The sequence below is a fragment of the Flavobacterium sp. ACAM 123 genome (genome assembly GCF_000264055.1).
Taxonomy (GTDB): domain Bacteria; phylum Bacteroidota; class Bacteroidia; order Flavobacteriales; family Flavobacteriaceae; genus Flavobacterium.
In genome coordinates this window covers 22,906-42,796 of the sequence record NZ_AJXL01000001.1, presented here as the reverse complement: position 1 = coordinate 42,796, position 19,891 = coordinate 22,906, and the positions used below count along the sequence as shown (strand labels likewise).

The window sequence follows — 19,891 nt, the reverse complement described above, 5'->3', positions numbered from 1 at the left end:
CTAATTAAAATCACTGTTTTGTTGTTGCCTTTTTTGCCATCGGATGCAAAAATAAAAAGGAAATTTATAGCGCTGAAACGGCAACCGTAAAAAATGAAATTCAATATGCTACAGGATTCGAAATCTATAGGTATAATGGCTATTCAGTTGTTAAAATTACCACGCCTTGGCCTGGAGCCAAAGAAAATTTTATCTATGTTTTACAAGAAAAAAACGGAACTATTCCAGATAGCATCAAGCAGTTTACCACAATCCAAATACCTATAGAATCTATAGTTGTAACCTCGACCACGCACGTTCCAGCATTAGAAATGTTAGGTGTTGAGAATACGCTCGTTGGATTCCCGAATACCGATTATATTTCTTCTGAAAAAACGCGAAAACGCATTGATGCTGGAAAGGTAAGAGAAGTGGGGAAAAACGAAAATCTAAATACCGAAGTGCTAATTGATATGCAGCCAAATCTGATTGTTGGTTTCGGACTAAACAACAGCAATCCCTCTTTAGATATTTTACAAAAAAGTGGTTTAAAAGTGATGTTCAATGGAGATTGGACGGAACAATCTCCTCTTGGAAAAGCCGAATGGATTAAGTTTTTTGGCGCTTTATATGGACTAGACTCGAAGGCGAATTCAGTCTTTATCGAAATTGAAAAAGAATACAATGCCACTTTGGCTTTAGCCAAAAAAGCGACACGAAAACCAACGGTTCTTAGTGGAGCAATGTTTCAAGATCAGTGGTATGTTCCGCAAGGCGAAAGTTGGGCAGCTTTATTTTTAAAAGATGCTCAAGCGGATTATTTATGGAAAGACTCGAAAGGTACTGGCAGTGCATCCCTGCCTTTTGAGGTTATTTTAGAAAAAGCGCAGCAAGCTGAATTCTGGATTGCCCCCGGTGATTTTTCTTCTTTAAAACAAATGAGCGACAGCAATCCGCATTATCAGGAATTTGAATCATTTAAAAATAAAAAAGTATATTCGTATGCTGTAAATAAAGGAGCAAAAGGAGGTATCCTCTATTTCGAATGGTCTCCTACCCGTCCAGACTGGGTTTTAAAAGATTTCATAAAGATTTTCCATCCAGAATTAGTACCAAACCACACGCTTTTTTTCTTTCAGAAATTAGAATAAATTGAATCATACAAATCGAAATACCGCTCTCTTCACTATCCTCACCATTGGAATGGGTTGCCTGTTTATGGTCAACCTTAGTTTGGGTTCTGTTTCCATACCCCTAAAAGAAGTATTTAACAGTCTCACCGGAGGAGTTACGAGCAAAGAAACCTGGGACTATATCATCGTAAACTATAGATTACCCAAAGCCATTGCCGCAATATTAGTGGGTATGGGATTATCAGTTAGTGGGTTATTGATGCAAACTTTATTTAGGAATCCTTTGGCTGGCCCTTACGTTTTAGGACTGAGTTCAGGAGCTAGTTTAGGTGTTGCTGCAGTGATTCTTGGAGCCGCATTTTTACCGCAATCTCTTACTGCCATAATGCTCTCCTCCTACGGAATTGTATTGGCTTCAAGCCTTGGAAGTTTTTTGGTTTTAATGGCCGTTTTAGCAGTCTCTTATCGCTTGCGAGACACGATGGCTATCTTGATTGTGGGGCTGATGTTCGGCAGTTTAACAAGCGCAATTGTGGGAACACTTACTTATTTTAGTACCGCTGAACAGTTGCAAAAATTCACCTTTTGGTCTTTAGGGAACTTAGGTAATTTATCCTGGACATCCATTGGCATTTTATTGGTTTGTGTACTTATTGGACTCATTCTAAGTCTTTTCAGTATCAAACCATTAAATGCGCTGTTGCTAGGAGAAAATTACGCCCGTAGTTTAGGGTTAAATTATAAAAGAACAAGGCTTATCATTATTTTTGCTACCAGTGTTTTGGCAGGGAGTATCACTGCTTTTGCGGGTCCCATTGCCTTCATAGGACTCGCAGTTCCACATATTGCAAAATTAGTTTTTCAAACCAGTAACCACACTATACTATTTTGGAGTACTTTACTTTTTGGAGCGAGTATCATGCTTATCTGCGACAGTATTTCACAAGTTCCTGGAGGAGATATTACACTGCCAATTAATGCTGTTACTTCTGTTTTTGGAGCACCGATTGTTATATGGTTGTTAGTTAGAAAACGAAAAATGATTGGATAGGTTTTAATTAAATGAGGTGAAAATACTTTTGGCTACAGAGCTTAATACAAATGTTTTTTTTTTAAAAAACACATAAAAAGATAGGCTTAACTTTACGCGAATAAAAAGGTTGAGATAGACAAGCCCAAGAAGGGGTTCATAGCAAAAACTAAAATACTGGAAATGATTACTCAAAAATATTTAAATGAACTACCTTCGAAGTTATTGGTGCAGCTATAGAAGTTCATAAAGCTATAGTAAGAGGATTATTGGAAAGTGTCTATCATCAATGTTTGAAAGAAGAATTACTATTAAGAAAAATAAAATTCATTTCAAAAATGAAAGTCCCTTTGATATATAAAAATAGAGAGTTGGAAATTGATTTTAGATGTGATCTATTTATAGACAACTGTCTGGTTGTAGAGCTAAAATCGATGTTACAATTAAATCCCATAATTGAAGCTCAAGTTCAAACTTATATGAAACTTTTAAAAGCTCCAAAAAGGAATTATTATAAATTTCAATTGTTTTAATATTTTTAAAGACGGACACAAAACTTTTGTAAATGAATATTTTAAAAATTTGCCAGAAAATTAAACCCAGTTTGTTGAAATAAAATTTAATAAAAACAAAACACATTGAAACTATAGAATTATGTTGTTTTACTATGTTTGAGACCTAGTTTCAAATCTATAATTATCTCGACACAATAAAGGCCTATGTTTCTATGTGTCTAAAAAACTATGAGTTATACAAATGAATAGTAATAAAGACATACTTACAACATCAAATCTAAGCATTGGCTATACTTCCAAAGCGGAGACTACTATTATTGCCGAAAACCTAAACTTGAATTTAAAATCTGGAAAACTAATTGCTTTAATTGGTGCCAATGGAATTGGAAAATCAACTTTGCTTCGCACAATAACCGGGATTCAAAAACCGCTTTCAGGAACTATTTTACTTAACGGAAAAAACATTCATGAAATAGATGCTTTGACGGTAGCTCAAAACCTAAGTGTGGTGCTAACCGAAAAGTTACCGCCTAGCAATTTGACTGTTTTCGAGCTGATTGCTTTAGGAAGACAGCCGTATACTAATTGGATTGGAAAACTGACGGAAACTGATATTGCCAGGGTTAACGAAGCGATGGAACTGACTCAAATCAGTCATTTGGCAACCAAAAAACATTATGAAATCAGTGATGGTCAATTACAAAAAGCATTAGTTGCTCGAGCTCTCGCACAAGACACTCCACTAATAATTTTAGACGAACCTACTACCCATTTGGATCTCTTACATAAAGTGTCGCTATTCAAACTCTTGAAAAAGCTCACTCAGGAAACAAATAAATGCATTCTGTTTTCTACCCATGATATCGATATGGCCATACAATTGAGCGATGAAATGATCATTATGACTCCCGAAACTGTGGTTCAAGACGAACCTTGCAATTTTATTTCCAAAGGAACTTTCAATACCCTATTCAAAGATGAACATATTGTTTTTGATTCAAATAAAGGGAAGTTTGTGATTGTGTGATCCTCCCCCGCCCCCTCCGCAGGAGGAGGAGACTGGATGTAATAACTGGGTGTGAAACTGGGTGTGAAACTTTTTATAGAACTGGGTGTAAAACTGGGTGTGAAACTTTTTATAGGACTGAGCGTTAGCCTTATTGTAAAAACTAGAGTTGAAACTTATAATAAAAAACTCCAACCTCGATAATTGAGACTGGACACTAAAAAACGGAACACTAATTATTTTCTACTTTCCTTTCAATAAATTAATACTCACTGTAGCAGTATTCGAATCCGGAAATCGCTTAAAATACTGATTGTCAGGATACAATCCCACTTCGGCAGCTGCTTTATGTAAGACGGAGATTTCCACGATGTATTGATCTGAAAAACCATGGGTCGCATCATAAGCCGTTGCAGCCGTCTTTCCAAGATTTGTAGCTGTTACACTGGGCGGAATGGTGTGTAATTCGATCATGAGCAAACCAAAATTCCTAACATAGGGAGACCATTTATTAAAATGCTCCACAAGATTATCCTCCACCAGATTATTACTCACTCGCTTTCCTTTATGTGCAAAAGCTCCAGTGGATTGACTTATTCTGTCCATACTAATGTGCTTTGGTTCTTCCCAAATCCTATTGTGGTCTAGAAAGGTTCTTACATTCAATAAATCTTTTAAATCGATACCGTAATTTTCCATTAAGTCATCCGCTAACAAGTCGGGACGACCTATGTCTGCCCAAATAACTTTGGCCCAAATATCGGCTTTAATCAGATTAGCTCGAGTCACTTTTAGAGCCGCTTGGTTATAGTCTGCACCAGCTAGAAATAGCGGCTAATTAGGCAGCATCTGACCTTTTAACGTTTGCCTTTCGATTACGGCGAAGACATGTTCTAAAAAGGCTACATTGCCGCAACCCTTATCTAGAACCCTTTTTGACTGATCTTCTATGGGCAAATTAAATAATTTCATAGCGATTTTGTCCACCACTTTAAAATAGGACTCATATGTGTAACTGCTTCTCCAAACGTTCATTTCAAGGTGTACATGAACTTCATCTTCCGCGTCGGCAACCGTCTTTAAAATACGAGCATTGCCAAAAAGCACATTATTCATTTTACAACGAATTGGCGAATAAGAAACCGTCACACCATAAGCGGCTGCTCTTTTGGCAAAAAACAATCCCACTTCCCTGAGTAAATAATTTCTGACCTTTAAGGTAAACCAGACTAAATGCACAAAGAAATCCAACATGGTTTTAAAATTATCAGGGAACTTATGAGATTCCTCAGGTCCGAAGGATATCTCCAGAAAAAATTTATGAAACATACCGATCATACCTAATCGCACTGAAGCTGGTCCAACCAAAGTGCCCTCAATATGCATTACAATCTCATATTTTATCTCTCTTTCTCATGGAGAAATCCTAGAGAATACAAAACCCCTACTCCAATATTAAGATAGCTTTGGTTAGCTTTAAAGCGAGAAATAAGCTGACCCAGAGTCCCTTCCTTTTTATAGAGTAAAATGATAAAACTCCAGCTTTTATGCAAGGAATAGGCTACCGGAGCCGTCACTAAACGATCTAAATGTCTAAAAATCTCACTTCGTAAAGAAACTTTATCAATCATAGAAAAGGATTTTTAAAAGGAGTACTATTTGTCGAAACATGCAAATGCCATACTCAAAAATATAAAACGCATTCTTAACAATACAGTTCCTTTGCAACTTCTGCTACTATTGTATTACTTGAGCATAATTTGCCTTTTGGCTTCGCCAATAACAAAAGCAACTGAATTAGCGATATTAAAACTCCGAATCAAGTTTGACATCGGAATTTTAAGATGATTCTCGAATCTAGCTAAAAATTCTTCACTTAATCCTTTACTTTCTTTTCCAAAAACCAACCAATCTCCGTCTTGAAACTCAATCTCCAAATATGATTTTTCGGCATGGGAGCTCATTAAAAAAACACGTGAAGTGTCTTGAATTTGAGCAATCCATTCGTCTGAATTATGATATTCAGTAACATCAAGATGTACCCAATAATCCAATCCTGATCGTTTTAAGTTTTTATCATTGATTACAAAACCAAAAGGATGTATCAAGTGCAAGCGACTTCCGGTACCTACACACAATCGACCAATATTTCCGGTATTATTGGGTATTTCGGGTTCTACTAAGACGATGTTTAACATGTGATTTTAAGTTAGAGGTTAGAAATTTTAAAGTTGGGGTATATAATTTATTTTTTGCCCTTGCCATTGACTTTTACTATTGGAAATTTTCAACTTCAATTACTGCTCCAGCCTGTAAATCATTCAAATATACATTTCCTATTCGTACACGAACCAGTCTGAGGGTAGGAAATCCAACTGCCGCAGTCATTTTACGTATTTGGCGAAACTTGCCTTCATTTACCGTTACCGAAGCCCAAGAAGTGGGTCCGTGCCGTGCGTCACGTATTTTTTTACCTCTGGCACCAAAGGCAGGAAGTTCATTTATCAAAGAAGCTTCACATTTTTTTGTAACATATTTGGTTCCGTTGAAACCTATTTCCACACCGCACTTCATTTTCTCAATGGCTTCCTGATGAATAATGCCATCCACCTGAACATAGTATTCTTTGTCTACTTTTTTAGAGCGAATGATTTCACTCATCATCCCATCCGTGGTGAGTAACAATAACCCTTCCGAATCCTCGTCTAAGCGCCCTATTGCCATCGTTCCTTTAGGAAAATCATACAATTCACCTAGCAATTTCTTTTTTCGTTTCTGTTCATAGATAAACTGACTCAAATAACCGTATGGTTTATGAAGAATGAAATGCTGATGGGACATTGCTTTTATTTAATTTTATCAAACACAAAGATAGTATTGTTTTATTAGCATATAAATATCCATTCATTACATTTTAACAATCTAAAAGAGATGTTAAATGATTTACTTCCTTCGTCTAAAAGTGCTATTTTTTGATTTTAAAATAAAAACTCGTACAATTTTACATCATGGAAAATAAAAATACAACCTCAAAAAAAGAGTTCTATGCACATAATAGTAATGAAGATTCTGAAGCAAAGCAACCATCAGATATGGAAAAAGCGCCAGATTCTATTCTAACGGACGAAATAGAAATTGATACCGAAGGAAATAAAACGACTGTACACCGAGCCCGAAATATTGATGGATTAACTACTCCTATTCCTGATGAAGAACGCAAATATAATGAAAACGCAAGCTTGCGTCGAGGAGTCACTAATGAGGCAGAAGCAATGAAAACAGTGGAGAACGAAGACCTAAACTCAGATATCACCGTGAATCGCTACCCTAACTCCCTAAAGGATAATCACAAGGATCGAGGAAACATGAAATCAGAGAATGAATAAAAGCTACTGACACCGCTGCAAAGGCAATATAAACGATTGTTTTTTATTGGCTTTTTTTATTTTCTAATTAATAAATCTAGCCCAAGATATAATATTGTTTACTTTTACTTTTAAAATAAAAAAACCATTTTATGCCAACTATGTTTTCGTTCATATTGTTATTTATTAGTGCTTTAGGCCTTGGTGTTTTCGTTGGCAAACTAGTATTCTCAGCCCGTTTTAAATCTGAAAAAATTAGTTTAGAAGAGAAGCTAATTGCTTCAAACTCGCAATTCAACCAATTAAAAGAACAATTCATAAATGACAGAACAGCGTTTGAAAAACAATTCGATAAAAATAGCTTTGAGAAAGAAACCATACGTAACGAAAAAGACAGCCTCGCAATCCAACTGTCTAAAAAAGAAGTTGATTTTGAGAATCTGTGGGAACGCAACAAAGAGCAAAAAAACGAAGTAGAAAAACTACAGGAAAAATTCACGAAAGAATTTGAGAATCTTGCTAATAAAATATTAGACGAGAAATCGAATAAATTCACGGAGCAGAATAAGGAAAACATGAAAAACATTCTATCTCCTTTGCAAGACAAAATTCATTTATTACGAAAAAAAATCGAAGATACCCATAAAGAAAGTATCGATTACCACGCGGCTTTGCGCCAACAGATTTTAGGCTTACGCGAAATGAATATCCAAATGAGTAAGGAAACTATCAACTTGACCAAGGCATTAAAAGGGGACAGCAAGATGCAGGGAAATTGGGGAGAGTTAGTACTGGAAAGAGTACTAGAAAAATCAGGTCTGGAAAAAGGACGCGAGTATGAGGTACAACAAAGCTTTACCACCGCGGAAGGAAATCGCGTTTTCCCTGATGTGGTGATCAACCTACCTGACGGCAAGAAGATGATTGTCGATTCAAAAGTTTCCTTGACTGCTTATGAAAGGCACATCAACGAAGAGGACGAAGATTTAAAAATCGGTCACTTAAAAGAGCACGTCAACTCAATCAAACGTCATGTAGATCAACTGGGAAATAAAAACTATCAGGATTTATACCAGATAGAAAGTCCAGATTTCGTGTTGCTTTTTATCCCTATCGAGCCCGCATTTGCCATGGCACTGAATGAGGACAATGCTTTATACAACAAGGCATTCGAAAAAAACATTGTAATTGTAACGCCTGCTACCCTATTGGCTACCCTAAGAACAATTGACAGCATGTGGGCAAATCAAAAACAACAGGAAAACGCCTTTGAAATTGCCAGACAAGCCGGTGCCCTATATGATAAATTTGAAGGCTTCGTGGCTGACTTAATAAAAATTGGAAAGAAAATCGACGAAACTAAAACAGAATATAGCGGCGCTATGAGTAAACTCGTCGACGGAAAAGGCAACCTCATTATAAGTGTGGAAAAACTAAAAAAGATGGGAGCAAAAGCGAAAAAGTCCCTACCTGAAAAAATCTTATCAAGAGCTGAAAAAGATCAAAATCAACTATTAAACTAAAACGATGAAAAAATTTTTAGGAATTCTTGCGGCAGTGCTTATACTGTCCATAATTAGCTATTTTACGTTTGTCTATTATGCCACCTATAGTGAAGGTGTTCGATCTGGACAACTAATCAAGTTTAGTCATAAGGGCGTCGCTTTCAAAACCTGGGAAGGAGAAATAAGCCAAGGCATGTCAGGTTCACAAATTTTTTCGTTTTCTGTATTGGACAAAGACAAACAAGTAATTTTTAATCTAAAAAACATGGAAGGACAGTACGTAAAATTATCTTATATAGAACGCTATAAAACATTCCCATGGTGGGGAGATACTAAATATTTTGTAACAGCAGTAAAAGAAGAAGAATCTCCCTTCAAATCAAATTAAATATGAATACCACATACAAAACAGTTGGCTCGTCTAATATTACCATTTCAGAATTAATGTTGCCCTCGCATACGAATTTTAGCGGAAAGATCCACGGTGGCTATATCCTTTCCTTGCTCGATCAGATTGCCTTTGCCTGCGCTTCAAAGTTTTCTGGAAATTATTGTGTAACAGCTTCCGTGGACACAGTAGACTTCCTCAAACCGATCGAAGTAGGAGAACTAGTAACGATGAAAGCGAGTGTGAATTATGTAGGAAACAGTTCAATGATTATAGGCATCCGCGTGATATCTGAGAATATTCAAACAGGAGCGGTAAAACATTGCAACTCTTCCTACTTTACGATGGTTTCAAAAGATAAAGACGGCAAAAATGAGAAAGTCCCGGGTCTTATTCTTTCTAATTTAGAAGAAGTACGCCGGTTCATCAATTGCTTAAAACAGATTTCCTTAAAAAAAGAAAAAGACCGTCATGAAGAAGTTTTTGATTATACCTCGAAAGAAACATTGGCTAGCTTAGGAAAGTACAATGTGCTGGTGGAATTAGGATAATTTTACTACTTATAAGACAAAACCATTTAAAACCCATAACCATGACCTAAAGACTCGTTTTTAAGTTCTTATCATGGGGTTTTTGGAGCTATTTCTTACTAGATAATTGAATCAATATTCGTAACTTTAAATAGTATGATTTAGATGGTAAAATGAAAAAAACAGTACTCCTATTTTTATTATTAAGTACTTTTGTACTCGACGCACAAGAAAAAATGACCGCTTACCAAGGCATCATTATTTTTGAAGCGTCAGTGCCATTCTTTGAGCCGATAAAAGCCACAAATGAGCAAGTAAATTGTATTTTGAATACGAAAAGGGGAACAATATCATTTGTTGCAAACATAAATGATTTTCATTTTGAAAGAGCTTTAATGAAGGAGCATTTCAATGAAAATTATATGGAAAGTAAAAAATACCCTAAAGCAACCTTCAAAGGTTTAATTGAAAAGTTCGATTTAAAAAATATTACGCCCGTTGCAAAAGAATATTATATCAAGGGAAAAATGAGCATACACGGAAAATCAAAAAATATCAGCGTACCTGCAAAAATTAAAAAAGTAGCCAATGGAATACAATTGATTTCCAATTTTACCTTAAAACCTGATGAGTATAATATCGCAATCCCTTATATTGTCAGAAGTAAAATAGCCACAAACGTAAAGGTTACCGTAAAAGTTGTTTTATGATGTTTTTACTAAGATGAAACCGTAATTGTATGTGACGCAAAAACTACATTTAAAACAAGTAGATTGTAGTTACTTAGTTTTTAAACTAATCCATTTTAGTACTATCTAAGGTAAAACGACCACCTCTATGTGTCAACTATTTCGACAAACAATAACGAAGTGTTTTTTCTAAATTAAAGTACTTAAAATGAAATCCCAGTTCCTCCAATTTATCGGACGAAACCCTTCTTCCCGTCAACACTATTTTAGACATCTCACCTAATATCATTTTAATTAAAAATGCTGGAACATTGGGAAGACAAATTTTGTATCCATATACTCTAGCCAATGTATCAGAGAATACAGCATTGGTTGTATTGTCATTTATCGCGGCACTATAAGGACCTTTCATCTTTGGGTTTACAATAGCTTCAAGATAGATTGCACACAAATCCTCCACATGGATCCATGGCATGTATTGTTTTCCAGAGCCCACTGCAGAACCGAGTCTTAATTTAAAAATAGGCATTAATTTATTTAGAAAACCATCATTTTCACCCAATACTAAACCAGTACGTACTTTTACTGTACGGATGCCCAACTTTTCAAATTGATCTGCAGCGGCTTCCCATTTTATACACGTAAGACCTAAGAAATCATCTCCAAAGGCGGTATTTTCGTTGCAAATTTCCTCTCCGTTAACTGCTCCATAAATCCCAATCGCAGAGGCAGAGATGAAGGCTTCTAATTTTTTATTGTTCTGTTTTAACACGGAATAAATGAGCTGCGCAGACTGTTCCCGACTATTAATCACTTCCTCTTTTCGCTTATCAGTCCATGGCTTTTCGGCAATATTTGCTCCTGCTAAATGGATTATGTAATCAGCATTTAAGACCGCTTCCTTTTCTATTATTTGCTTGTGTATATCCCACATGTAATAAAAAGTACTGACAGTATTTTCTCTCTTTGTCCTACTGAGTATAGATACGGTATATCCGCTATTTATCAAAAGCTTTGTGAGTTCTTTTCCAACAAAACCTGTACCCCCCGTTAGCAATACATTCTTTTTCATAGCAATTTATTTATTAGGTTGCTTCAATCACATCAAAGATACAAAATAAATTTTGTTTAACTTAATTGTTATTTAGTTAAACATTCACTACCTTTATACTCTAATTTAAATAATTCAAAATGGCGACTAAGAAAACTATAATAACTAAAGATGCAATCGTTTCTTTTTATATGGACTGTGTTTTAGAAAACGGCGAAAAACCCAAATCAGTATATCTTTTCGCGAAATTGAATGGCTTCACAGAATCCGAATTTTATGACTTTTTCGGTACTATCGAAAGTTTAGAAAAAGAGATATTTAAAATATTTTTAGAAAAGACGATTGAATTACTTAATAAAGATAGCGATTACGCAACCTACGATATGAAGACAAAGATGTTAAGTTTCTACTTTACGTTCTTTGAATTGCTAACGGCAAATAGGAGTTATGTCACACTCAGTTTAAAAAAGTACGACAGCAACCTAAAAAATCTATTACAGCTTTCAGGTCTTAAGGAAAGTTTTAAAACATATGTTTCAGATATTATAACAGACGATTTCAGAACAAAGCAAGAGCAGTTTCAGGAATTTCAAACAAAGTCAATTCAGGAAAGTTCATGGATTCAATTGTTGTTAACACTCAAATTTTGGGTAGATGATGTTTCACCAAAATTTGAAAAAACAGACATCTATATCGAAAAATCAGTAAACCTGAGTTTTGAACTCATGAATACTGCCCCTTTAGACAGTTTAATTGATCTTGGGAAATTTATTTTCAAAGAAAAAATACAAAAAAAATAATGAAAACATTAGATTACATACCAACGTCAAAAATCGAAAGAGCCACAAAATTGGTTCAGACGGGAGCAAAAGTAGGCGTTAATTACCTTAAATATTACAGCGGTAAAATAGTTGATTCAGGACTAACACGTGACAAATTAGACGAGGATAATGCTGAAGACATCTACGACGGCTTAAAGACGTTAAAAGGAAGTGCATTAAAAGTTGCTCAAATGTTGAGTATGGACAAAAGTTTTTTGCCTCAAGCCTATGTAGAGAAATTCTCTTTATCGCAATTTTCTGTACCACCACTTTCAGCCCCACTAGTACTCAAAACTTTTAAAACAAATCTAGGGAAAACACCCTATGAAATTTTTGATGAGTTTAATGCTAATTCTGTCAATGCAGCAAGTATAGGTCAAGTCCATTTGGCGGTAAAAAACAATAAAAAACTGGCGGTAAAAATTCAGTATCCAGGAATATCTGACAGTATATCATCTGATTTGTCTTTGGTAAAACCTATGGCTATCCGAATGTTTAATCTTAAAGGAAAAGGATCTGATCAGTATTTTAAAGAGGTAGAAGACAAGCTGATTGAGGAGACCAACTATACGTTGGAATTAAAACAAAGCCAAGAAGTTACTGCTGCATGTAAGAAAATAGACAATCTACTTTTGCCTGAATATTATCCTGAGTACTCTTCTGAGAAGATAATTACAATGGATTGGATGGAAGGAGTTCATCTTTCTCAGTTTAAAAATTCAGACCCTATTGTTGCCAATAAAATCGGTCAAGCCTTGTGGGATTTTTATATGTACCAAATTCATATCCTAAGAAAAGTACATGCTGACCCTCATCCTGGTAACTTTTTAGTAAGTGCGAAAAACGAGTTGATTGCACTTGATTTTGGATGCATGAAAATAATACCTAATGAATTTTACGTCCCTTATTTCGAATTAATCGACCCGAAAGTAATAGATAACGCATCGTTATTTAGAGAAAAATTATTTGAACTGGAAATCCTTAGACCAGACGATACTGAAGAAGAAATCAAGTACTTCACTGCCTTATTTTATGATTTACTTTCTTTATTTACCAAGCCTTTTCAGTCAAAAACGTTTGACTTTTCAGACGAGGTATTTTTTGAAAATATTGCGCTATTAGGGGAACGGTTTGCCAAAGACCCAAACCTAAGAAAGATGAATGGAAATCGTGGCTCTAAGCATTTTATTTATATCAATAGAACATTCTTTGGCCTATATAATTTGATGTTTGATTTAAAATCTACGATAAAAGTAAATGATTATTTAAGATATTAACAATGACAGAACAGCCTTTAACAGATTTAGAAAAAGACCGAGTGATAGAAATGGCTTGGGAAGACAGAACGACATTTGATGCGATTTTACTTCAATTTGGACTAAAAGAGCAGGAAGTAATCGACTTAATGCGCATTGAAATGAAGCCAAAAAGTTTTATAATGTGGCGTAAAAGAGTTCAAGGACGCAAAACAAAACACGAGAAATTGCGAGGTTTTAAAGAAGGTCGGTTTAAATGTACCATGCAAAGACAAATCAATAATAATAAAATCTCTAAACGGTAGCTTCAAAATAAAAGAAGGTAAAGTTTTACCAATATAATTATTATAAAGGTTCACAAAATATTACTCGATTCTTATAATAATGAGGAAATATTTGAGCGATTTCTTTAGTAAGACAATAAGATTACAAAACAGAATATTAAATATAATCAAGATGAAAAACATATTAATTGTAGGCGGAAGTAAAGGTATTGGGAATGCAATTTTATTGCAGCAGTTAGAAAACAATCGCGTAATCAACATAAGCAGAAATGAACCTGAGGTTTCACATGCTAACTTAACTCATTATTCATTAGATGTTCTTAAGGATGAACTACCACAAATAGAAAACATCGACACCTTAATTTACTGTCCTGGTTCTATTAATTTAAAACCAATAGGAAGTTTAAGTATTGATGATTTTAGAAATGATTTTGAAATTAACGTTATTGGAGCGGTTAAAACGATTCAAAAGTACTTACCAATTTTGAAAAAAGGAACACATCCATCAATCCTTTTATTTAGCACAGTAGCTGTCAAGTTAGGAATGCCTTTTCATGCAAGCATTGCCACCGCCAAAGCGGGAGTTGAGGGGTTGGTAAGATCTCTTGGAGCAGAGTTGGCATCAACTGTAAGAGTAAATGCAATCGCACCTACTATCACTGAAACGACTCTAGCGGCAAATATTCTAAGAAACGATCGCATGAAAGAAAACATGGTAGAGCGTCACCCTATGAAAAGTTATTTAAAACCAGAAGAAGTAGCTGATATGGCTGCTTTTATTACATCAGAAAAAGCAAAATCAATCTCAGGTCAAATTTTTGAAATGGATTATGGAATTGTCAGCTTTAAAATATAATTAAAATCAATCGCTGATAAGGCTAAAAAACAAGACTATGATAATTAAAGAAACGAAAAGTTACGAAAAAGTAGAGCTGTATGATAATGAAACTACAGACTTTATCGCTGAAAATTACACATCAATAATCCGTAATTTAGGTGAAGACGTAAATCGTGAAGGGATTTTAAGCACGCCTGTCCGAGCTGCAAAAGCGATGCAGTATTTAACTCATGGATATGGACTAGACCCACTAGAAATTTTAAAGTCTGCTTTATTCACAGAAGATCATAGACAAATGATTGTGGTAAAAGATATTGAAGTCTATTCCATGTGTGAGCATCACATGTTGCCTTTTTTCGGTAAAGCGCATATTGCATATATTCCAAATGGCCAGATTGTAGGGCTCAGCAAAATTCCAAGAATTGTAGATGCATTTGCTAGAAGAATGCAAGTACAAGAGCGCTTAACAGACCAGATAAAAAACTGTATTCAAGAAGCATTAAATCCTTTAGGTGTAGCAGTAGTAATCGAAGCACAACACATGTGTATGCAAATGAGAGGAATACAAAAACAAAATTCCGTAACTACTACATCTTCGTTTACAGGCGCATTTGAAGAGGATAAAACAAGAAGAGAGTTTATTAGCTTGATTTCCAATAAATTTAGTTAAATTGAGCTTTCAAAACGAACGCTATGAAAATTCTCTTAACAGGTGCAACAGGATACATTGGAAAACGGCTCTTACCTCTTTTAATTGGACAAGGCCATCATGTAGTTTGCTGCACAAGAGATAAAAACAGGTTTTATACTGCTCAAGAGTTCGAAAAAAATATTACCGTAATTGAAGTTGATTTTTTAAAACAGGAAACTTTATCAGACGTTCCTAATGACATAGACGCTGCCTATTATTTAATGCACTCTATGTCTAGCTCGTCTGATAAATTTGACAAATTAGAAAGCGAATCAGCGCATAATTTTGTACAAAGGATTAACAACACTAGTGTACAACAAGTCATATACCTTAGCGGTATCGTTAATGAAGATTCTCTGTCAAAGCATTTGGCTTCCAGAAAAAATGTAGAAATTATTCTAAATACTGGCACCTTCCCCACGACGACCCTTAGAGCTGGAATTATCGTAGGCTCCGGAAGCGCATCCTTTGAAATAATCCGCGACTTGGTTAATAAACTACCAATTATGATTGCGCCAAGATGGCTCAACACCCGTTGTCAGCCCATTGCAATTCCTGATGTGCTTGAATTATTATCAAGATCATTGTTCAATTCACTGACCTATAATCAAAGCTTTGATATTGGTGGTCCTGACATACTTACCTATAGAGAAATGTTGCTTGGTTATGCCGAAGCGAAAAACTTAAAAAGGTGGATTTGGACCGTACCAGTTATGACTCCTAAATTATCATCTTATTGGTTGTATTTCATAACCTCAACTTCATATAAGCTAGCCTGTGCTTTAGTAAGCAGTATGCGGGTTGAAGTTGTATGTAAGGAAACTAGAATCAATGATTTATTAGATGTGCAACCTATGTCCTATCAAAAGGCATTATCACGTGCTTTAATCAAAATAAATGAGGATAAAGTAGCTTCTAGTTGGAAAGACTCTTTAATCAGCGGCAGATTTAGCGGTAGCATTTCAGAATACTTATCGGTTCCTAAAAAGAACTGCTTTATCGATAGAAGAAAAAAGGCAATAGTTGACCGAGAATATACAATTAATAAAATTTGGTCTTTGGGTGGAGAAACAGGATGGTATTATGGGGATTGGCTTTGGGGAATTCGAGGATTTATCGACAAACTATTTGGGGGCGTTGGTTCTAGAAGAGGACGCACAAACAGACACGAAATTCATAGCGGAGACGTTTTGGATTTTTGGCGTGTTTTATATGCTAATAAGGAAAAAGGAAAACTAGTCCTCTACGCTGAAATGAAACTACCCGGACAGGCATGGCTCGAATTCAAAATAATAAATAATACCTTGTACCAAGCCGCCACCTTCAAACCCAGAGGAATTTGGGGAAAATTATACTGGTACTCTGTATTGCCTTTTCATGGATTTATTTTTAATGGGATGCTCAATAAACTGATCAAATAACTATATTATTAAAATATCGACCACGGTTACTCAACAGTAAGAAACCTATTGTCTTAAAAAAACTGGAAATACAACTTTGCTCCCCCTAATGGTTTTCTTTAACATCACCCAGGTTTCAGAAACATAAACAAAAATTACTTCAAGATACCTTCTTTGTAAGCCGCAATAGCCCTGTCTCTGGCGAAAGCGTGATCTACCATAGGCTCGCCATAACCTAGCTCAAATTCAGGAATCCATTTCCGAATATAAATTCCTTTTTCATCGAACTTTTTTAATTGAATTATCGGATTAAAAACCCTAAAATATGGAGCTGCGTCACAACCGGTTCCCGCTGCCCATTGCCAATTTCCGACGTTCGAAGCCATTTCGTAATCCAGTAGTTTTTCGGCAAAATAAGCTTCACCCCACTGCCAGTTTATCAATAAATGCTTACATAGAAAACTCGCTACAACCATACGCACTCTATTGTGCATATAACCAGTTTTATTAAGCTCGCGCATTCCAGCATCCACCATCGGATAACCAGTAGTACCAGAGCACCAACGCTTGAAATCGGCTTCGTTATTCAACCACTGAATCCCATCGTAAGCCGGTTTGAAATTATGTGTTACTTGCTTGGGAAAATTGAAAAGAATCTGCATAAAAAATTCGCGCCATATCAATTCACTCAAAAAAACAGCATTCGTTTTAGCGGCCCAATTGACCATCTTTCGAACGCTTATTGTGCCAAAACGGAGATGTGGTGACAGATGAGATGTCCCATCTATAGCAGGAAAATCACGTATCGCTTCATACTCAGGAATCTGTTTTAAATCATAGGCCTGCACCTTAATGTTACTATCCTCAAACCCAATCTCACCTAAAGACGGAAAGACAAACGTTGAATTATAATAATTACCAGAAGTACCTGCACCTTTGTACTCTCTTACAGGCGCCATCGTATTGTACTTCTCCAACCACTTATTTTTAAATGGAGTATAAATAGTATAAGGTAATCCGTCCGCTTTTGTAATTTCTTTTTCTTCAAAAATAACTTGATCTTTAAAGGAAAAAGACATAATATTTTCCACTTGCAAAAGTTCACAAATCTTATGATCTCGCGCAATAGCATACTGCTCATAATCTTTATTAAAGAACACTTCTTTGACATCAAATTCTTTAGAAAGCGTTTCAAATACAATAGCTGTTTCTCCTTTTCTAACCAACAGCGAACTTCCTATTTTCTTGAGCTGTTCATTTATATTAGATAATGATTCATGAATAAACCCAACTCTGGCATCATTTCTTGGTAAACTAGCTAAAATAGCCTCGTCAAAAATAAATAAGGGAATGACAGGATACTGGGACTCCAAAGCATGAAATAAGCCGATATTATCTTCCAACCGTAAATCGCGTCGAAACCAAAAAATAGATACTTTCTGTTTTATCATTATTTTGAATTAAAAATTTCGTCTACCTTTAGAACTCTGTGTGCAAAAATTTCATTTAATTTACTTTCAACCATTAACGTATTCATTATCCTCCCTAAAAACCCCAAAGGCAAAGCATAATGCACGACATCAGTCATTTTTGTACCGTTTTCAGTAGCTTCAAAAAAATGTTTATGATGCCATAACGCATAGGGTCCAAAACGTTGTTCGTCGACAAAATAACTATTTTCTTTAACAAAGCTGATTTCCGTCATCCAAGGTATTGTTATACCCAAAAGTGGGGACACTTTGTATTGAATTATTTGTCCAGCGTACATAGGTTTATTATCGAAATCCGTTATTTGGAATCCCATCGTTTCTGGAGTGATTTTTTGTAAATTACGTGGACTGGAAAAAAATTTCCAGCATTCTTCTACTGTTGCATTTACGTACTGAACAGTTTCTTTTTTATATATCTTCATTGGATGTCATTTTAGATTTGATAACACTTGTTATCATTGAATTAGTAGAGTTGAACAATCTGCCATTATCTCAATATTCTTTATGGTTGAATGATAAAAGCGTCAGCATCAAACTTAATTGTATTAAAAAACATTTACGTTTTATTATTTAATAAATGGTACACAAAAGTATTTCTTCTTGTTGTACTACTTGAAAGGAACGTATCGCATCCTAAAAAACGCAGTACCCTCTTTAACCATCTTTTTGTCTTCTACTTTGTAGGCTGTGCGCACACATATCCGGTATCTGTTTTTTATAGACTTAAGCCATTTAGGTCATTGGTGACTAAAAGATCATGAAGTAAAAAAAGCCATACACAGTAATTCCAAATTCTATAAAGAACAGGTAGTTAAAACCAACCTCTGCTACAACTTAGGAAAAGAAAACACTCGAAAAAGCAAAAATTGCGAAAAATATATCAATTCGTTTGAAGATACTCCCATATTTAGGCTGATGATGGTCTCCATGAAAATACCACATCAAAGCATGAATTAAATACTTGTTAGCTAACCAAGTAACACATTCTATAAATAGAAAAACGTCAAATAAAATTAAAAAAACAGATAATTGCTATTTATATTTAATCCGTGTCAGCTGCTACGAACACTTGTTCTACTTTACACTAGTTTCATCTTGTAAGAAACAAAAGAGCGTGCCAATAGTGCCGCTTTCGTATAATTAGAAACCCGTATCCTTTCAGTTCCAATTTGATGGTAAGGCGTGTCCTCTAGTTTATTTAATAATTTTTTATAATAAACATAAGCAGTATAAACTCCAAATTTTGCTTCAATAGGCAATTTTACAATTCCTTCGTAGGCAACTCTAAAATCCTCTTCAATTTCTTTTATAATTGAATTCTTCGCCTCCTCGTCAAAGGAATTCAGATCAACTCCGGGGAAATAATTCCTGTTCAGTACTAAATTGTCCTCTTTTAGGTCTCTAAGAAAATTTACTTTTTGAAAAGCAGAACCCAATCGCATCGCCTCACCTTTCAGTTGCTCATACTTATGTGTTTTACCTGCCACAAAAACTTTAAGACACATTAAACCGACTACATCAGCTGAACCATAGATATATTCATTATACTCTTCAGTACTACTATAATCTGATTTGACTAAATCCAACTTCATGCTTTTTAGGAAGGCCTGAATAAGATCATCTGTAATATTGTACTCTTTCACCGTGCACTGAAATGAATTCAGTATTGGATTCAAACTTATCCCTGCTTCGAAAGATTTATAATATTCTTTTTCGAAATCATTTATCAGCTCTTCTTTATCGAATCCATGAAAAGAGTCAACAATCTCATCAGCAAACCGCACAAAACCATAGATACTATAAATAGCATCTCTAATACTTGGCGAAAGCATATATACCGCCAATGAAAATGAAGTACTGTAGTTTTTTGTGACTAATTTACTGCACTTGAATGATACATCGTCAAATAATTGCTTCATA

24 protein-coding genes are annotated in these 19,891 nt (G+C 35.2%); 15 read left to right on the top strand and 9 right to left on the bottom strand.

The window, feature by feature from the left end; translation table 11 throughout:
- The first annotated feature begins 38 nt into the window (after positions 1 to 38).
- The 4 genes from A3SG_RS0100230 to A3SG_RS0100215 all read left to right on the top strand — a co-directional run bounded on the left by A3SG_RS0100230 (position 39) and on the right by A3SG_RS0100215 (position 3,684).
- Entirely contained in the window at positions 39 to 1,130 is a 1,092-nt protein-coding gene (locus A3SG_RS0100230; RefSeq protein ID WP_029596516.1) for an ABC transporter substrate-binding protein, read from the top strand.
- A 52-nt stretch (positions 1,131 to 1,182) separates the two neighbouring features.
- Complete coding sequence (locus A3SG_RS0100225) at positions 1,183 to 2,163, top strand: iron ABC transporter permease (RefSeq protein ID WP_050979811.1); 981 nt, start codon at positions 1,183 to 1,185, stop codon at positions 2,161 to 2,163.
- 248 nt (positions 2,164 to 2,411) lie between these two features.
- Entirely contained in the window at positions 2,412 to 2,675 is a 264-nt protein-coding gene (locus A3SG_RS22040; RefSeq protein ID WP_232226217.1) for a GxxExxY protein, read from the top strand.
- Between the two features lie 223 nt (positions 2,676 to 2,898).
- Positions 2,899 to 3,684 carry an ABC transporter ATP-binding protein gene (locus A3SG_RS0100215; RefSeq protein ID WP_016987991.1) on the top strand — a complete coding sequence of 262 codons (786 nt, stop codon included), beginning with the start codon at positions 2,899 to 2,901 and terminating at the stop codon, positions 3,682 to 3,684.
- A gap of 222 nt (positions 3,685 to 3,906) precedes the next feature.
- On the opposite strand, the gene A3SG_RS22825 is transcribed toward A3SG_RS0100215, so the two are convergent.
- From A3SG_RS22825 to A3SG_RS0100190, 5 genes are all read right to left on the bottom strand, one after another.
- The gene (locus A3SG_RS22825) at positions 3,907 to 4,452 is read right to left on the bottom strand and encodes a hypothetical protein (protein WP_029596514.1); all 546 of its coding nucleotides are present in this window, start codon (positions 4,450 to 4,452) and stop codon (positions 3,907 to 3,909) included.
- Positions 4,453 to 4,497: 45 nt separating this feature from the next.
- The gene (locus A3SG_RS22820; RefSeq protein WP_029596513.1) at positions 4,498 to 5,049 is read right to left on the bottom strand and encodes a hypothetical protein; all 552 of its coding nucleotides are present in this window, start codon (positions 5,047 to 5,049) and stop codon (positions 4,498 to 4,500) included.
- Positions 5,050 to 5,063: 14 nt separating this feature from the next.
- Positions 5,064 to 5,294 carry a hypothetical protein gene (locus tag A3SG_RS22815; protein WP_029596512.1) on the bottom strand — a complete coding sequence of 77 codons (231 nt, stop codon included), beginning with the start codon at positions 5,292 to 5,294 and terminating at the stop codon, positions 5,064 to 5,066.
- A gap of 114 nt (positions 5,295 to 5,408) precedes the next feature.
- Positions 5,409 to 5,861: a tRNA (cytidine(34)-2'-O)-methyltransferase gene (locus A3SG_RS0100195; RefSeq protein ID WP_016987990.1), complete on the bottom strand. Its 453-nt coding sequence runs from the start codon at positions 5,859 to 5,861 to the stop codon at positions 5,409 to 5,411.
- 76 nt (positions 5,862 to 5,937) lie between these two features.
- A complete protein-coding gene (locus tag A3SG_RS0100190) occupies positions 5,938 to 6,504 on the bottom strand; it encodes a pseudouridine synthase (RefSeq protein ID WP_016987989.1) in 567 nt (188 codons plus the stop codon).
- Positions 6,505 to 6,671: 167 nt separating this feature from the next.
- On the opposite strand from A3SG_RS0100190, the gene A3SG_RS0100185 reads away from it, so the two are divergent.
- The 5 genes from A3SG_RS0100185 (at position 6,672) to A3SG_RS0100165 (ending at position 10,161) form a co-directional block, all read left to right on the top strand.
- Positions 6,672 to 7,049, top strand: a complete 378-nt coding sequence (locus tag A3SG_RS0100185; RefSeq protein WP_016987988.1) for a hypothetical protein — start codon at positions 6,672 to 6,674, stop codon at positions 7,047 to 7,049.
- A gap of 131 nt (positions 7,050 to 7,180) precedes the next feature.
- Positions 7,181 to 8,551: a DNA recombination protein RmuC gene (gene rmuC / locus A3SG_RS0100180; RefSeq protein WP_016987987.1), complete on the top strand. Its 1,371-nt coding sequence runs from the start codon at positions 7,181 to 7,183 to the stop codon at positions 8,549 to 8,551.
- Between the two features lie 4 nt (positions 8,552 to 8,555).
- Entirely contained in the window at positions 8,556 to 8,921 is a 366-nt protein-coding gene (locus tag A3SG_RS0100175) for a hypothetical protein (RefSeq protein WP_016987986.1), read from the top strand.
- A gap of 2 nt (positions 8,922 to 8,923) precedes the next feature.
- Positions 8,924 to 9,472, top strand: a complete 549-nt coding sequence (locus tag A3SG_RS0100170) for an acyl-CoA thioesterase (protein ID WP_016987984.1) — start codon at positions 8,924 to 8,926, stop codon at positions 9,470 to 9,472.
- 152 nt (positions 9,473 to 9,624) lie between these two features.
- Complete coding sequence (locus tag A3SG_RS0100165; protein ID WP_016987983.1) at positions 9,625 to 10,161, top strand: YceI family protein; 537 nt, start codon at positions 9,625 to 9,627, stop codon at positions 10,159 to 10,161.
- 136 nt (positions 10,162 to 10,297) lie between these two features.
- On the opposite strand, the gene A3SG_RS0100160 is transcribed toward A3SG_RS0100165, so the two are convergent.
- Positions 10,298 to 11,212: a TIGR01777 family oxidoreductase gene (locus A3SG_RS0100160; RefSeq protein ID WP_016987982.1), complete on the bottom strand. Its 915-nt coding sequence runs from the start codon at positions 11,210 to 11,212 to the stop codon at positions 10,298 to 10,300.
- Positions 11,213 to 11,331: 119 nt separating this feature from the next.
- Between A3SG_RS0100160 and A3SG_RS0100155 the strand changes: the two genes are divergently transcribed.
- From A3SG_RS0100155 to A3SG_RS0100130, 6 genes are all read left to right on the top strand, one after another.
- The gene (locus A3SG_RS0100155) at positions 11,332 to 11,991 is read left to right on the top strand and encodes a TetR family transcriptional regulator C-terminal domain-containing protein (protein ID WP_016987981.1); all 660 of its coding nucleotides are present in this window, start codon (positions 11,332 to 11,334) and stop codon (positions 11,989 to 11,991) included.
- A complete protein-coding gene (locus A3SG_RS0100150) occupies positions 11,991 to 13,289 on the top strand; it encodes an ABC1 kinase family protein (protein ID WP_016987980.1) in 1,299 nt (432 codons plus the stop codon). The genes A3SG_RS0100155 and A3SG_RS0100150 overlap by 1 nt, the downstream gene beginning before the upstream one ends.
- A 2-nt stretch (positions 13,290 to 13,291) precedes the next feature.
- Entirely contained in the window at positions 13,292 to 13,573 is a 282-nt protein-coding gene (locus tag A3SG_RS0100145) for a TIGR03643 family protein (protein ID WP_016987979.1), read from the top strand.
- Positions 13,574 to 13,724: 151 nt separating this feature from the next.
- On the top strand, positions 13,725 to 14,408 hold the full coding sequence (locus A3SG_RS0100140) for an SDR family NAD(P)-dependent oxidoreductase (protein ID WP_016987978.1): 684 nt from the start codon (positions 13,725 to 13,727) through the stop codon (positions 14,406 to 14,408).
- A gap of 37 nt (positions 14,409 to 14,445) precedes the next feature.
- Entirely contained in the window at positions 14,446 to 15,060 is a 615-nt protein-coding gene (folE, locus tag A3SG_RS0100135; protein ID WP_016987977.1) for a GTP cyclohydrolase I FolE, read from the top strand.
- Between the two features lie 23 nt (positions 15,061 to 15,083).
- Positions 15,084 to 16,502 carry an SDR family oxidoreductase gene (locus A3SG_RS0100130; protein WP_016987976.1) on the top strand — a complete coding sequence of 473 codons (1,419 nt, stop codon included), beginning with the start codon at positions 15,084 to 15,086 and terminating at the stop codon, positions 16,500 to 16,502.
- Between the two features lie 134 nt (positions 16,503 to 16,636).
- On the opposite strand, the gene A3SG_RS0100125 is transcribed toward A3SG_RS0100130, so the two are convergent.
- The 3 genes from A3SG_RS0100125 to A3SG_RS0100115 form a co-directional block, all read right to left on the bottom strand.
- Positions 16,637 to 17,932 carry a cryptochrome/photolyase family protein gene (locus A3SG_RS0100125; protein WP_016987975.1) on the bottom strand — a complete coding sequence of 432 codons (1,296 nt, stop codon included), beginning with the start codon at positions 17,930 to 17,932 and terminating at the stop codon, positions 16,637 to 16,639.
- Positions 17,932 to 18,393: an SRPBCC family protein gene (locus A3SG_RS0100120; RefSeq protein WP_016987974.1), complete on the bottom strand. Its 462-nt coding sequence runs from the start codon at positions 18,391 to 18,393 to the stop codon at positions 17,932 to 17,934. The genes A3SG_RS0100125 and A3SG_RS0100120 overlap by 1 nt, the downstream gene beginning before the upstream one ends.
- Positions 18,394 to 19,050: 657 nt before the next feature.
- Positions 19,051 to 19,890, bottom strand: a complete 840-nt coding sequence (locus tag A3SG_RS0100115) for a phytoene/squalene synthase family protein (protein ID WP_016987973.1) — start codon at positions 19,888 to 19,890, stop codon at positions 19,051 to 19,053.
- Between the last annotated feature and the right edge of the window lies 1 nt (position 19,891).